This window comes from Mesomycoplasma hyopneumoniae J (assembly GCF_000008205.1).
Classification (GTDB): domain Bacteria; phylum Bacillota_I; class Bacilli_A; order Mycoplasmatales; family Metamycoplasmataceae; genus Mesomycoplasma; species Mesomycoplasma hyopneumoniae.
This window is the reverse complement of sequence record NC_007295.1, coordinates 193,294-206,978: the sequence shown is the minus strand read 5'-3', so window position 1 is coordinate 206,978 and position 13,685 is coordinate 193,294. Positions and strand designations below refer to the sequence as shown.

Below are 13,685 nucleotides of genomic sequence, written 5' to 3'. Positions count from 1 at the left end.
AAATGGGAAAAATTCGTAAAAATGATACAGTTGTGGTTTTATCTGGTGATGATAAAGGAAAGCAAGGCGCGGTCTTAGAACTAATCCCAGCAAAAAAAGCAGCGATTGTTAAAGGAGTTAATATCAAAACAAAACACAGAAAACCTTCAAATAAAAATACAAGTGGCGAAATTATCACTTTTGAAGCCCCAATTTTGCTTTCAAAATTGGCTTTAGTTGCCAAAAAAGCAACAAAAGATAAGCCCGCAATTCCTACCCGAGTTGGTTTTAAGATTGAAAATAAGAAAAAAATCCGCATTGCAAAAAAAACCGGAAAGGCAATTTAGGTTATGATAGAACTTGAAAAACATTATTATGAAAAGGTTTTTGGTCAATTAAAAGCACATTTTAACTTCAAATCGCCTTCGCAAGTGCCAAAAATTACTAAAGTTGTCGTCAATATGACCGCCGGAAACCAGTCAAGTAATGCCAAAGCGATTGAAGCTGTTCTTGAAGATCTAGCAAAAATCACCGGCCAAAAAGCCTATAAAACTGTAGCAAAAAAATCCTTGGCAACTTGAAAATTACGCCAAGGAATGCCAATGGGTGGTAAAGTCACTTTAAGAAGACAGCAGATGTGAAACTTTTTAGCAAAAGTTCTGCACATTGCAATTCCAAGGGTTCGTGATTTCCGTGGACTTTCCCCGAAATCTTTTGATGGAAATGGAAATTTTGCCCTTGGATTTAAAGAATCAATCGTTTTTCCTGAGATTACTTTTGATAAAATCAGCAAAATTCGGGGACTTGATGTAATAATTGTTACAAGTGCAAAAAATGATCAAGAAGGTTTTAAATTACTAGAATTATTAGGTTTCCCTTTTGCTAAAAAAGTATAATTTTTAGCATAAAATTACTAATTTTAAATAAAAAAAAAGGAAAAATATGGCAAAAACATCCTGAAAAGTTAAAGCAAATCGGGCTCCCAAATTCAAAGTTCGCGCCTATACTCGTTGTCAGTTATGTGGCCGTTCTCATTCAGTTCTAAGAAAATTTCGAATTTGCCGGATTTGTTTTCGAGTTTTAGCGCACCAAGGACGAATTCCTGGAATTAAGAAAGCGAGTTGGTAAAAATTATGGCTTTTATAACAGATCCAATTGCTGATATGCTCACCCGAATTCGGAACGCAACAATTAGAAAACATAAAAATGTTTCATTTCAGCATTCAAAAACAAAAGTAAAAATTTTAGAAATTATCCAAAAAGCTGGTTATATTAAGGATTTTCAAGTTGAAGGTGATCTTAAAAAAAATATCACTGTTGAGCTTAAATACAAAGGAAATCTTTCTTCCATTTCTGGTCTTAAAAGAATTTCCAAACCTTCTTTGCGGGTTTATACAAGTGCATCAAAAATTCCTTTTGTTCAATCAGGTTTTGGAATTGCAATTCTTTCGACTTCAAAAGGTCTTCTAACTGATTCACAAGCAAGAAAGGAAAATGTAGGTGGTGAAATTATCGCCTATATTTGGTAAAAAATTATGTCACGAGTCGGTAATCGTATTTTGAAAGTTCCTGAACAAGTTAGAATTGAAATTCAAGGATCATCTGTCAAAGTTCAAGGACCTTTAGGTATCCTCGAAAGACAATTTGCAAAGGAAATAACAATTTTACTTGAAAATCAAAGTCTAAAAACAACAAGAAATTCTGAAACAAAACAAATAAAACAACTACATGGGACTACAAATTCGCATTTATCTGCGATGATAATCGGGGTCTCTAAAGGATTTCAGAAAGAATTAAAAATCAAAGGGGTTGGTTATAAAGTAAGTCTAAAAGAAAATTTAATTGAACTTTTAGTCGGTTATTCTCATCCTGTTGAGATCAGAATTCCGCAAGAACTTGATGTTTTAGTTCCAAATCCAACCACTATTTTAATCAAAGGGATCGACAAACAAAAAGTCGGTCAGTTTGCTGCCCAAATTCGACAAGTGCGCAAACCAAATGCTTATTCAGGAAAAGGAATTTCTTATCAAGATGAAATTCTTAAACTCAAAGAAGGGAAAAAAGCTTCAAAATAATTATGCAAAAATCACGTAACTATTATCGTAAAGCAAAACATGTCCGGATTTTGAAAAAATTAAAATCAAACCGTGAAGACAAGCAAAAATATCGAATTGGTATTTATAAATCCTTACGCAACTTTTATGCTTATATTTTTGATCCTTGAAAAAATAAGGTAATAACTTCGGTCTCAACTCTTGATAAGTCAAATGGATATAAAGGTAATATTGTCTCAGCTTCAAGTTTAGCCCCTGATTTATATAAAAAGATGAAAAAGCTTAATTTGGAAAATGAGTCTTATATTTTTGATCGCGGTGGTTATCTTTTTCATGGTCGGGTTAAAGCATTTGCAAATGCCCTGCGAGATCAAGGAGTAAAATTCTAGTATGGATAGAAAACTTGAAAACCAAAAAGATCTACTAAATCAAGATCCAAAAGTAGAACTAAATTCCCAATCAGTTGCAAAAAACCCTTTAAATTCACGTGAAGTTAAACCAATTCAACGGCGTAGACCGCTTAGAAAAAATTCGCGGGATAAAAATTCTAAACCTGAATTCGAAGAAAGAGTAATTGCAATTCACCGTGTTGTTAAAGTGGTAAAAGGTGGTCGTCGCTTTTCTTTTAGTGCCTTTGCGGTAGTTGGTAATAAAAAAGGAAGAGTCGGTTTTGGTCATGGCAAAGCTAATGAGGTCCAAGATGCAGTTAAAAAAGCAATAAAAGACGCCCAAAATCGCCTTGTAAGTGTACCAATTTATCGAAAATCCACTGTTCCTCATGAAATTGCTGTTAAGTATCTAGCCTCAAAAATTCTAATAAAACCAGCTCCAAGAGGAAAAGGAATTGTGGCTTCAAATACAGTGCGAGCTGTAGTCGAACTTGCCGGATATACCGATATTTATACAAAAACTTACGGATCAAGAACAAAAATCAACGTGGTCAGAGCAACCTTAAAAGCACTTTTGAAACTAAGAACAATTAATCAAGTAGCCGAATTACGTGATTTAAGCCCACAGCAAGCGCAGGCGCAAAAAGTTTAAAATTTGGAAAAACTGGCTAATTTTCCCAAATTTTTCCTTTTTTTTAAAAAAAACTTGGTTTTTTAAAAAAATACAGTATAATTATCAAACTTAGAGAAAATAAGGAAGAAAAATGTCAATTAGACTTGAAAATCTTAGTTATACCCCTGGGGCAAGAAAAGAAAAACACCGAAAAGGACGTGGACATGCCGCCGGAAAAGGTAAACAAGCCGGTAGAGGTCAGTCGGGGCAAAAAAAACGTTCAACAGTCCGTCTTGGATTTGAGGGAGGTCAGAATCCTTGGTTTCGCCGGGTTCCAAAAAGAGGATTTCGAAACTTTAACAAAAAAGAATACGAAATTTTCAATATTAGTGACCTTGAGAGCCGCTACCAAGACGGGGATACTGTTAGTTTAGAGTCATTGTATCTTAAAAAGGTCCTCAAAAAACGAAATATGAAAGCTAAATTACTTGCAAACGGGGATCTAACTAAAAAGTTAACAGTTACCACGAATGCTTTTTCAATAGCCGCGCAGAAAAAAATCGAAGAAAAGGGTGGAAAAATCGAGGTTCGCTAGTGCTAAAATTATTGGCTAAGGTTTGACTTGGAATAAATTCTGCCTATGTTAGTCTGAAAAATCGAGCCTATTTTGCCTATAGGGAAAAAATTTTAGCCCGCAAATTAATTTTTACATTTTTTTTACTTGTAATTTTTATAGTTTGTGGTACAATTACTATCCCAGGGTTGAAATTGCTACAGTTTCAACTTGATTCTAATTCCTTTTTAGGAATTATAAATACCGTCGGCGGTGGCGGGTTGCTGAATTTTTCAGTAGTTGCTCTTGGAATTAGCCCGTTCATTACGGCATCTTTATTTATGCTAATTGCCCAGACAAAATTATTCCCTCCAATCCATCGGCTATCACAATCAGGCCCTGCAGGTAGAAGAAAAATTAACATAATAACGCGATTTCTTACCTTGTTAGTGGCAGTTATCCAGGCTGTTGTGCTAATACGAACAGTCATTCTTAATCCTGATTATGGGTTTGTTCGCCTCGAAATTAATACACCAGTTTTTATCTGGTTGGTTTTGCCGCTTGTTTTAGTAGCAGGTTCACTTTTTTCTTTATTTCTTGCCGAACAAATTACGGATAAAGGCGTTGGAAATGGTACTTCGTTACTAATTTTTTCTGGAATTGTAGTGGGTCTACCTCGTCGTTTTCAACACGCTTTTGAGTATCTTGTCGATCTTAGTTTCTCCTCTTCGCTAATTTCTCAGGTTTTAAGTTTTATTCTTTATATTTTTGGATTTTTACTTATTTTATTAATTGCGATTTATGTGTATTTAGCTGAAAGAAAAATTCCAATTCAACAAACCGGATCAGGTATGTCAAAAAATATTAAGGAAATTTCAATCCTACCCCTTAAATTAAATCCTGCTGGAATTATGCCTGTAATTTTTGCCTTAATTATCGTTTCACTGCCGACACTTTTTAGCGGATTTCTTGATAGAAATACCTCAGCAGTTCGGAATTGAATAGATAATAATATGCAAATTTATCACCCAATCGGTCTTATCATTTTTATTGTTTTTAATGTCTCCTTTTCAATAATAATGTCCTTACAACAATCCCGAGTTGATAAAATTGCACAGGATTTTGCCAAAAATTCAACTTTTATCCCTGGGATTCGCCCAGGAGAACAGACTGAAGATTATTTAATTTCAGTGGTTTTGCGACTTTCAGTTTTCAGTGCGATTTATCTTACCTTTTTAGGAATTCTCCAACCTGTTGAAATTATGTTAGGTCTTCCTTCGGCAATCACAATTTCAGGAACTTCGATAATAATTTTAGCAACAACTACACTTGAAACGATTTCGCAGATCAAAGCCCGTTATGATGCACAAAAAGTTCTAAAACAAAGTAAAAAGATCCGCAAAAATTTACAAGTTCGAAAAAATTCTCCTTCTATTGATTCAAATCAGGATCTTTTATGGTAAAATTTAATTTTTAACATTTTTGATTAAAAGAAGGCAAACTTAAAAATGAAAAGCAATAAAAAAATTCTTTTTATAGGAGCTCCTGGCTCAGGTAAAGGAACTATTTCAAAAATTTTAGTTGAAAAATACAAGTTAGTTCATATTTCTACAGGTGATCTTTTTCGAAAAAAAATTAGTGAAGATTCCCAATTTGCAGCACAAATTCAAAATTATTTAAGTTCAGGAAGTTATGTCCCTGATGAAATAACAAATAAATTAGTTGCTGATTTTATCAAAAAAATCCCTAAAAATCAAGGTTATATTCTTGATGGTTATCCTCGAACGCTTCAACAGTTGGAATTTATGATCAAAAATGGCATCAATCTAGATTGTGTTTTTTATCTAAAAATAAAAAATGAGACGATAATTTCGCGTCTTTCTCAGCGACTTTTTTGTCAAAAATGTCAAAAATCTTATAATTTATTGCTTGCAAAACCGAAAAACGAACTAAAATGTGACCTTGATAGCACCGATTTAATTACCAGAAATGATGATCGTCCCGAAATTATCACACATCGAATTGAAAAATTCAATAATTCAGTGATTCCAATTGTTGAATTTTTCAAAAAAAGTGGTATAATATATTATCTAGATGCCGAGCAAACCCTTGAAGAAACAGTTATAGAAATTGAAAAATGGCTATAATTAAAAATGAATTTGAAATAAGCCAGTTGAAAATTGCTGGCAAAATCTTGGCAGAAGTTAAGGCAAAAATTTATGACTTTGTAAGACCAGGAATCTCTTTAAAAGAACTGGATGCCATAGCTTTTGAAGAGATTAAAAGCCGAAATGCAAAACCAGCTTTTCTAAATTATCACGGTTTTCCGGCAACAATTTGTGCAAGTGTTAATGAAATTCTTATCCATGGAATCCCCAGTGAATATGTCATTAAAGAAAATGATCTTGTTTCAATCGATTTAGGACTTTCTTATAATGGTTTTTTTGTAGATAGTGCATTTACAAAATCACTTGGACCAGATCAAGAAAATCAAAAATTAATTAACTGCGCAAAAGAAGCATTTTTTGCCGGTTTTAAAGCGATAAAACCTGGAGCAAAAACAGGTGATATCGGTTTTGCAATTAACAACGTAATAAAATCCTATGGATTTTTCACTCCCTATGAATTTTCTGGTCATGGGATAGGCAAAAAATTACACGAAAATCCAAACATTTATAATTTCGGCATCCCCAAAAAAGGGATAGAGTTAGTTGATAATATGGTTATCTGCATTGAACCAATGATTCTACAAACCTCGCCGCATATTAAAATTTTAAAGGATGGATGGTCGGTAAAAGCAAAAGATGGCAGAAAAACCTCCCATTATGAAGAGACAATTTTAATTAAGGATGGTAGAGGGATAATTCTTACAGAAATGGCTCAAAACTAGATGGCAAATTTACCAAAAGAACAAAAACTATTATTTCAGGGAAAAGTCACCCACGTTTTTAATGCCCAGGAATATGAGGTAACTCTCGAAAATGGGATTAAATTAAACTGTCATATCGCGGGAAAAATGAAAATTCATCATATAAAAATTATTATTGGTGATATGGTAAAGGTGGAAATTTCGCCTTATGACTTATCAAAAGGAAGAATAGTTTACCGGTTTAAATAATTTATATAACTAAATTGTTTAAATAAATTTTAAAGGATAAAAATATGAAAGTTCGTGCAAGTATTAAAAAAATTTGCAAAGATTGTAAAATTATTAAACGACGCTCAATTAATCGTGTTATTTGTTTAATAAAAAAGCATAAGCAAAGACAAGGTTAGGCTAGATTTTTATAGTTTTAATCTTTTTCAAATAGAAATCAAAAATTTTTTTATTTAAAAAAACTAAAAAATTTTGATTTTTAAAAAAAATTTCATTTTTTACAAAAATCTAAAAAAAGGAGAAATATTTAACTAAATATTCAAAATGGCACGTGTTTTAAATGTTGAAATTCCAAATCATAAAAGGATTGTGATTGCTCTTTGTAGCATTTTTGGAATTGGTAAATCGCTGGCAACAGAAATTGTTGAAAAAACGGCAAAGTTACAGGAAGAAAAATTTGGAAAAAAATTCCCAATTTTAACCGAAAACACCAAGGTAAAAGAAATAAATGAAGAAGTTTTACAAGTCATCCGTGATGTTGCTAAAACTTATAAGACCGAAGGTGATCTTCACCGCGAGGTTCAGTCAAATATTAAAAGATTAATTGAAATTAAATGTTATCGTGGAATTCGCCACCGAAAAGGCTTACCTGTTCGTGGTCAAGTTACCCAAAAAAATGCCCGAACTCGTAAAGGACCGCGAAAAACAATTATGGCTAAAAAGGATAAAGGTAAATAAAAATGGCAACTAATGTAAAAAAAGTTAAAAAACTTCGTCCAAAAAATGTTACCGTCGGCATCGCTCATATTCATTCTTCGCACCAAAATACTATTATTTCTTTTACTGATAAACAAGGAAATGTAATTTCTTGGGCATCTTCAGGATCAGTTGGATTTAAAGGAACAAAGAAGAAGACAGCCTATGCAGCAACTTTAGCAACTGCTGCAGCGGCTCAAAAAGCGCGCGAACATGGAATTCGGGAGGTGATTGTCGAACTAAAAGGGACAGGACAGGGCAAAGAAGCGGCCCGAAAACAAATTATTACCTCCGGACTTAACATTTTATTAACAAAAGATGTAACTCCAGTTCCACATAATGGAACACGCCCACCTCGAAAATGATTTAAACGCCAGGAAAAAAGGTAAAAACTTATGAAAAAACACGCAAAAGTTTATTATTCTGAAAATCTTGTTGAACAAGTTAATGAATTTGAAACAAGCTTTGAAATAAAACCACTCGAACGCGGACTCGGTAATACCTTAGGAAATGCGCTTCGCCGAACAGTTTTATCGTCAATTCCTTCCTGTGCAGTTTTTGGGGTTAAAATTGAGGGAATAAAACATGAATTTACCGTTCTTGATGATGTAATTGAAGATGTTGTCACAATTCTTAATAATTTAAAAAGAGTACGTTTTTTCTATAATCCAAGTGTTTTTAGTCAAAATTCAATCCACGTGGCAAGTTTTTTAGGTCAAAAAGCAGGGCAAATTTATGCCCGTGATATTGAATCTCACAGTGGTCTTAAAATTGTAAATCCGGATTTATATATTGCTGATGTTTCCAAAGTAGGAGCTTTAAAATTTGAACTTTTTATTACAAATGGTAAAGGATTTGTAGATTTTGAAACAAACAAAAAGTATGTAAATGAGGTAATTTCGCTGCTTGAGTCCCAAATTGAAGGGTCTGTTTTAGCCGTTGATAGTGATTTTTCGCCTGTATTAAATGCAAATTATCAAGCTGTTGAAATTAACTCAGCAAGTCCAATAATTGAAGAAAAACTAAATTTTTCAATTAAAACTGATGGATCTATTTTTGCAAAAGATGCTCTTTCGCAGGGGGCAAAAATTCTTATTGCCCACCTTAATTTGCTTGCCGATGTTGAAAACCTTAATAAATTCAGTGCTGATTTCTTTGGTGATCAAGAGATTAAAGAAGAACCTATCCGCCGTTTTTCAAATAGTATTGATGCACTTGATCTTTCTGTGCGTTCACTTAATGCCCTTCGTCGCGCGCAGTATTATAAAATTTCAGATATTGAAAAACTTAGTCAAGATGATTTTGAGAATATTAAAAATCTTGGACGAAAATCGGTGCAAGAGATAATGGAAAAACTACAAAACTATAAAAACGAAAATAAAGGAGAAAATTAAAAATGGCAAATCCACATCAAATTTATCGGCATGATGCGGCCTGAGATCGCCAAGTTTTTCGTTCACTTGCAACCTCTTTAATTTTACATGGACATATTAAAACAACCCTTGATCGCGCAAAACGACTTCGTTCGGTAGTTGAAAAACTAATTACAAAGGCAAAAAAAAACGATCTTGCCGCCCGTCGGCAAATTCTTAGCTTCCTTTATGGCCTAAAAACCAGAGATGGAGTTAAAGTTATGCCTTATTTATTTAACAAAGTCGCACCTCGTTATCAAGAAAGAAACGGGGGATATACTCGGATTGTTAGAATTCCAAGTCGATTAGGTGATAATTCAAAAATGGCAATAATTGAACTAGTCTAGATAATTCTTTTAGTGCTTATAAAGTAAAAAAAACACTTTAAAAACAAGTGTTTTTTTAATTTTATATAATAATTTTTATTTTAAGAATTAAAGAAAAAAAACCTTTAGGGTTGCGAGGCAAATTTTCCTATTCTTTTTGATTTTTATATCAAAAAATTTAATATAAAAATCAAAAAGAATACGTAAATTGATGTAAATTTTTAATTTTTTAGTCACCTAATCTAGTCGTATTTTTTACTTGATTCTCGAGTGATTTAATTTCTTGATTTGTTAGTTTTCGGTACTTGCCTTCGCTGATGTTATCTAGTTTAATATTTGCAAAACTTACCCTCTTCAGCTTTAGAACTTTTTTACTTATTGACAAAAATAGTTTTTTGATATGATGGTTAGAACCTTGCCAAACTGTTACAAGGTAAGTTCTGGAGCTACATTTTTTAATTTTTTGGATGGATTTAACACTATCAAGTTGGATTTTATTATCATTTAAGAAGCGAATTTCTTTATCACTGAGACTAAAATCTGTTTTTACTAAATATGTTCTCTCGATTTTTGAGCTTGGATGTAATAATTTATTTGTAGTTTTTCCATCATTTGTGATCAAAATTAACCCGGTAGTTTGGAAATCTAATCTTCCAACAGGAAAAAGATATTCATTTTTACTAAAAAATTCCATTATTGTTGGTCTATTTTCTGGATCAAACCGGCTTGTAATGTAATTTTTTGGCTTATTTAATGCATATCAAAAAATTGGTGGTTTTTTAGTAATTTTTTGCTGATCAAGTTCAATTACATCATTTTGACTAATTATTTGTCCAATTTTCGCAGTTTCGTTATTTATTTTTATCCGACCTTGTAAAATTAATTTCTCAGATTGCCTACGCGAGCAAACCCCCATTTCCGATAAAAATTTGTTAATTCTGATTTTTTTCATAATTTCCTAGTTGATTTTTTAATAATTTTACTGGTATATTCACACATACTAGGCGATTTGGGTGATTTTTTACCATAACTAAAGCATTAAGACTGTCTAATTCAGGAATAATTTCCTGAAAATTTATCATTTTTTCATATTTATCTAGTAAAATTTTGACTTGATTTATAGTTTTTTTAATTAGAATTTTCTCAAATAAATAACAACTTGCAATCAAAAGGCTGCATCCTGAAGCGCAAAATTGAATTTTTTCAATTTTTTTCTCAAAAATTTCTAAATCAAGACTTGCCCTATCATCACAATTTTCATTTATTTGACTATTTTTTGTTAGACAAATTCGTTTTTTTTCATTAAATTTTTTATTTGAACTTAAAATAATATCACGCCTTTTGCTGAAATCCTTATACAAAATTCAAAAACTCCTTTTTTTCTAAAACCGAAATTAGTCTATCAATATCGTTAAAATCATTGTAAAATGCTAGTGAAACACGAATAAAGCTTCTTTTCTTTAGTATTTTTTCTAAAAAAGGAACGCAAAACGTCCCACTGCGAACATAAATATTATTATTTCCTAGATATGAGACAACATCCGATGCGTTAAATTCTTTAATATTAAAAATTATAATATGATTGCCTTTTTTAGAAAAAATTTCAATTTTTTCAATTTTTTCAAGTTTTTCGTATAAATAAATACTTAAAACTTGTAGTTTTTTGGCAATTTTTTTAATTCCGATAGCATTTATAAAATCAACTGCAGCACCAAGCCCCCAAATTGCTGCTAAATTCAAGGTTCCTGCCTCAAATTTTCGATAACCATTATAATAAACTATATTTTTAGAATTTATTTCTGCAACTGTTCCTCCTCCAAATTTAACTGGCTCTAATTTATTAAGAAGTTCCTTTTTTATTGCTAAGACTCCAAGGCCGGTTGGCCCATAAAATTTATTTGAACTGAAAGCAAGGCCATGGCATAATTTCAGACTAACTTTTTGATAATTTATTGCCTGAGTAGCATCATTAAATACAAAAGCGTGGTATTTTAGAGCCTTTTTCCAAATCTCCACCAAATTCAGATTAACTAAAATTGAATTATTCGTTTGTGAAAAAGCAATAATTTTAGTTTTTGGTGAAATTTTATCAATTATTTTTTTACTATAAATAATTTCGGCACCTATTTTAGCTGCTATTTTTATTCAAATTATTAAATTTGATGAATGATTTAGAGGCGAAAGTAAAATCTGATCACCCTTTTTTAGGAATTTTTTAATCATATTAGCAAATAAGTTAATTGCTTCGGTTGTTCCAGAATTAAAAATAATTTCTTCTGATTCGGCATTGATAAATCTGGCAATTTTTTCCCTAATTTTTCCGATTTTATCACTATTTTCATAGCCTATTTTTGAATTCTGTGAATGAATATTTATAGCTGAATTTAAGTAAAAGTCACTAATTTTTTTAATTACAGAAAGTGGTTTTTGCATCATTGCTGCAGAATCAAGGTAAGTAACCTTGTTAAGAAAAGGAAAATTATTTTTAAAGTTAGTCATTCTTTCTAATAAAATGTAAAAAATACTCTGTATTTTTGGATTTTTGTCCTTTAATTGGTGATTCAAAAAAATTGAGAAATTCAAAACTTGGTTTTGCAAATTCAATAATTCTATTAATTAAAAATTTATGGTATAGTTTTGGAACAATTCCACCCTTTTGGACATATTTTGAATTTGCTTCGAATTGCGGTTTTAAAAGTGTGATACAATTTTTACCTTGTGTTAACAAATTTTTAACTACCACTAAAACTTTTTTAAGACTAATAAACGAAACATCACAAACTATTAGATCAATTTCATCATTAAAAAAACTTTTATCAACAAATTTGATATTTGTCTTTTCTTTTACACAAACTTTAGGGTTAATTCGCAGTGAATAATCAAGTTGGTTAGTCCCTGAATCTAGTGCATAAACTTTTTTAGCTCCTTTTTCAAGACAAAATTGAGTAAAACCCCCTTTAGAAGCGCCAATATCAAGGATAATTTTATCTTGAAAATTAAGTTTGAAATAATCATATGCGGCTTGTAATTTTAAGGCGCCCCGAGAGACATATTTTTGTTTTTCTTTAATATTAATGGAATCTAAATTTGAAATTTTTTGACCTGGAAAATAACAAGTTTGATTATTGAGCTTTACATAACCTGTACGAATTAGTGATTCTGCCTTTTCAAAGCCCATTTTTAAAACCTTTTCGAGTAGGGTCATTTATTTTCACCTCTTTAAAATCGCAATAATTTTAAGATTAAACACCGAATCAACTTTAATTCATTCAATTGATAAGGCATTAAAAGCGTCCCGGCGCTTGTCTTCGTAATTTGTTAATTTTGTATGCAGTTTAAATTTTTTAAGGTGTATTTTTCAACTATAATATAAAAAAATTGCTAAATTTTTATAAATACGAAAATTTATAATTAAATTTTCATTTAAAAATTTACTCATACAAAAAATCCAATTACTAATTTTATTAATATTTTTAATTAGTTCTAGATCAAGAATCGCAGATTTATAATTTGAAATTTCAACTTCAAGAATTTTTGATAAATTATAAAATAAAAATTTGAATTTTTTACCTAAAATTCGACGATAATTTCTAAATTTCATTTCATTTTTAATAAAACGCTTAATTTCGGACTTATTTTTAATTTCTAAAAAGATTTTTGATTTCATAATAATTGTATATTTTTTGTAAAACAGCATTTACAAAGCAAAATTCATTGTCACCAGCAATGCTAAAAATTTTAGTTATCTCAACTGCCTCATTAAAAACAATTCGACTAGGCACAAAAAATAACTCCGCGGCACCTACTAGTAAAATTGACCTAATTAATGGCAAAATTCTTTCTCAATTTCAGTTGGATTTTAACTGTAAATTAATAACTTTTCTTAAAAAACTATAATTTTTTTTTATAAAATTAAGCAACTTTAATTGGTCAATTGTTAGTTCAAAATATTTTGTTTTTATCTCTTTAATATCGATATTTTTGTCAAAAAGTTGTCAAATATAAATTACAGAAATAACCCCCATTCGTCCTAAACGTCGTTTAGTTAAGTTTCGAAATTCTATTTTTTTATTATTTTCTATAGCTTTAGCTTTAAAATTTTCATTATCTAATTTTTCAATAGCATTTTTCGGTTTTTGATTATTTTTAGCTAAAATTTTAGTTTTTTTTTCAGTTTTTACACTAATTTCATTTTCTTTTCTTACTTGACTAATATTTTTTTTATTTTTGCTTTTTAATTTTTTTTCCTTAAAATTAGAGACATTATTTTTTAAATTTTTTTCAACATTAAAATTAACCTTTAATTTTTTAGACAAATTTACTATTTTTTCACTATTTTTGACTTTATTTTTGTGTTGATTTTTTTTGTTGCTAAAATACTTTATCTCCGATTCCTTCATCTCAGTCCGCTCTATTTAGTTAATTTTGATCAAATTAAATAATAAATTTAGATGTTTATAATTTTACTTCTTTTGAATTTTTACAAAACAAATTGAAAAACTTCAT

23 protein-coding genes are annotated in these 13,685 nt (G+C 30.6%); 17 read left to right on the top strand and 6 right to left on the bottom strand.

Going from position 1 to position 13,685, the window contains the following annotated elements; all coding sequences use genetic code 4:
- The first annotated feature begins 2 nt into the window (after nucleotides 1-2).
- The 17 genes from rplX to rplQ all read left to right on the top strand — a co-directional run bounded on the left by rplX (nucleotide 3) and on the right by rplQ (nucleotide 9,200).
- Entirely contained in the window at nucleotides 3-326 is a 324-nt protein-coding gene (gene rplX / locus MHJ_RS00985) for a 50S ribosomal protein L24 (RefSeq protein WP_011206036.1), read from the top strand.
- A 3-nt stretch (nucleotides 327-329) separates the two neighbouring features.
- Nucleotides 330-875 (top strand): 50S ribosomal protein L5, encoded by a 546-nt coding sequence (gene rplE / locus MHJ_RS00980; protein WP_011206037.1) that lies wholly within the window; start codon nucleotides 330-332, stop codon nucleotides 873-875.
- Between the two features lie 46 nt (nucleotides 876-921).
- The gene (locus tag MHJ_RS00975; RefSeq protein WP_011206038.1) at nucleotides 922-1,107 is read left to right on the top strand and encodes a type Z 30S ribosomal protein S14; all 186 of its coding nucleotides are present in this window, start codon (nucleotides 922-924) and stop codon (nucleotides 1,105-1,107) included.
- A 5-nt stretch (nucleotides 1,108-1,112) separates the two neighbouring features.
- Complete coding sequence (gene rpsH / locus MHJ_RS00970; RefSeq protein WP_011206039.1) at nucleotides 1,113-1,508, top strand: 30S ribosomal protein S8; 396 nt, start codon at nucleotides 1,113-1,115, stop codon at nucleotides 1,506-1,508.
- Between the two features lie 6 nt (nucleotides 1,509-1,514).
- Nucleotides 1,515-2,054 carry a 50S ribosomal protein L6 gene (gene rplF, locus MHJ_RS00965; RefSeq protein WP_011283968.1) on the top strand — a complete coding sequence of 180 codons (540 nt, stop codon included), beginning with the start codon at nucleotides 1,515-1,517 and terminating at the stop codon, nucleotides 2,052-2,054.
- 2 nt (nucleotides 2,055-2,056) lie between these two features.
- A complete protein-coding gene (gene rplR, locus MHJ_RS00960) occupies nucleotides 2,057-2,422 on the top strand; it encodes a 50S ribosomal protein L18 (protein WP_193325078.1) in 366 nt (121 codons plus the stop codon).
- A gap of 1 nt (nucleotide 2,423) precedes the next feature.
- On the top strand, nucleotides 2,424-3,074 hold the full coding sequence (rpsE, locus tag MHJ_RS00955; protein WP_011206042.1) for a 30S ribosomal protein S5: 651 nt from the start codon (nucleotides 2,424-2,426) through the stop codon (nucleotides 3,072-3,074).
- A gap of 112 nt (nucleotides 3,075-3,186) precedes the next feature.
- A complete protein-coding gene (gene rplO, locus MHJ_RS00950) occupies nucleotides 3,187-3,630 on the top strand; it encodes a 50S ribosomal protein L15 (RefSeq protein ID WP_044284598.1) in 444 nt (147 codons plus the stop codon).
- Complete coding sequence (gene secY, locus MHJ_RS00945; RefSeq protein ID WP_011206044.1) at nucleotides 3,630-5,051, top strand: preprotein translocase subunit SecY; 1,422 nt, start codon at nucleotides 3,630-3,632, stop codon at nucleotides 5,049-5,051. Before rplO ends, secY begins: the two co-directional genes overlap by 1 nt.
- Before the next feature lie 45 nt (nucleotides 5,052-5,096).
- Complete coding sequence (locus MHJ_RS00940; protein WP_011283965.1) at nucleotides 5,097-5,735, top strand: adenylate kinase family protein; 639 nt, start codon at nucleotides 5,097-5,099, stop codon at nucleotides 5,733-5,735.
- Nucleotides 5,726-6,478: a type I methionyl aminopeptidase gene (map, locus tag MHJ_RS00935; protein ID WP_011206046.1), complete on the top strand. Its 753-nt coding sequence runs from the start codon at nucleotides 5,726-5,728 to the stop codon at nucleotides 6,476-6,478. Before MHJ_RS00940 ends, map begins: the two co-directional genes overlap by 10 nt.
- The gene (gene infA / locus MHJ_RS00930) at nucleotides 6,479-6,706 is read left to right on the top strand and encodes a translation initiation factor IF-1 (RefSeq protein WP_011206047.1); all 228 of its coding nucleotides are present in this window, start codon (nucleotides 6,479-6,481) and stop codon (nucleotides 6,704-6,706) included. It begins immediately after the preceding gene.
- Between the two features lie 44 nt (nucleotides 6,707-6,750).
- The gene (gene rpmJ, locus MHJ_RS00925; RefSeq protein ID WP_011283963.1) at nucleotides 6,751-6,864 is read left to right on the top strand and encodes a 50S ribosomal protein L36; all 114 of its coding nucleotides are present in this window, start codon (nucleotides 6,751-6,753) and stop codon (nucleotides 6,862-6,864) included.
- A gap of 145 nt (nucleotides 6,865-7,009) precedes the next feature.
- On the top strand, nucleotides 7,010-7,423 hold the full coding sequence (locus MHJ_RS00920; RefSeq protein WP_011206048.1) for a 30S ribosomal protein S13: 414 nt from the start codon (nucleotides 7,010-7,012) through the stop codon (nucleotides 7,421-7,423).
- 2 nt (nucleotides 7,424-7,425) lie between these two features.
- Nucleotides 7,426-7,830 (top strand): 30S ribosomal protein S11, encoded by a 405-nt coding sequence (rpsK, locus tag MHJ_RS00915; RefSeq protein WP_011283962.1) that lies wholly within the window; start codon nucleotides 7,426-7,428, stop codon nucleotides 7,828-7,830.
- Nucleotides 7,831-7,836: 6 nt separating this feature from the next.
- Nucleotides 7,837-8,835, top strand: a complete 999-nt coding sequence (locus MHJ_RS00910; RefSeq protein ID WP_011206050.1) for a DNA-directed RNA polymerase subunit alpha — start codon at nucleotides 7,837-7,839, stop codon at nucleotides 8,833-8,835.
- Nucleotides 8,836-8,837: 2 nt separating this feature from the next.
- Complete coding sequence (gene rplQ, locus MHJ_RS00905) at nucleotides 8,838-9,200, top strand: 50S ribosomal protein L17 (protein ID WP_011283961.1); 363 nt, start codon at nucleotides 8,838-8,840, stop codon at nucleotides 9,198-9,200.
- A 208-nt stretch (nucleotides 9,201-9,408) separates the two neighbouring features.
- On the opposite strand, the gene MHJ_RS00900 is transcribed toward rplQ, so the two are convergent.
- Genes MHJ_RS00900 through MHJ_RS00875 form a run of 6 tightly spaced genes read right to left on the bottom strand, consistent with a single transcriptional unit; the run spans nucleotide 9,409 to nucleotide 13,579 of the window.
- Nucleotides 9,409-10,131 carry a pseudouridine synthase gene (locus MHJ_RS00900; protein ID WP_044284597.1) on the bottom strand — a complete coding sequence of 241 codons (723 nt, stop codon included), beginning with the start codon at nucleotides 10,129-10,131 and terminating at the stop codon, nucleotides 9,409-9,411.
- Nucleotides 10,112-10,540 carry an iron-sulfur cluster assembly scaffold protein gene (locus MHJ_RS00895; RefSeq protein WP_014579622.1) on the bottom strand — a complete coding sequence of 143 codons (429 nt, stop codon included), beginning with the start codon at nucleotides 10,538-10,540 and terminating at the stop codon, nucleotides 10,112-10,114. The genes MHJ_RS00900 and MHJ_RS00895 overlap by 20 nt, the downstream gene beginning before the upstream one ends.
- Nucleotides 10,533-11,678 (bottom strand): aminotransferase class V-fold PLP-dependent enzyme, encoded by a 1,146-nt coding sequence (locus MHJ_RS00890; RefSeq protein ID WP_011283958.1) that lies wholly within the window; start codon nucleotides 11,676-11,678, stop codon nucleotides 10,533-10,535. The genes MHJ_RS00895 and MHJ_RS00890 overlap by 8 nt, the downstream gene beginning before the upstream one ends.
- Complete coding sequence (locus MHJ_RS00885; protein WP_011283957.1) at nucleotides 11,671-12,384, bottom strand: TlyA family RNA methyltransferase; 714 nt, start codon at nucleotides 12,382-12,384, stop codon at nucleotides 11,671-11,673. Before MHJ_RS00885 ends, MHJ_RS00890 begins: the two co-directional genes overlap by 8 nt.
- Nucleotides 12,385-12,846: a hypothetical protein gene (locus tag MHJ_RS00880; RefSeq protein WP_044284742.1), complete on the bottom strand. Its 462-nt coding sequence runs from the start codon at nucleotides 12,844-12,846 to the stop codon at nucleotides 12,385-12,387.
- A complete protein-coding gene (locus MHJ_RS00875) occupies nucleotides 12,818-13,579 on the bottom strand; it encodes a transcription antitermination protein NusB (RefSeq protein WP_044284596.1) in 762 nt (253 codons plus the stop codon). Before MHJ_RS00875 ends, MHJ_RS00880 begins: the two co-directional genes overlap by 29 nt.
- Nucleotides 13,580-13,685: the final 106 nt, after the last annotated feature.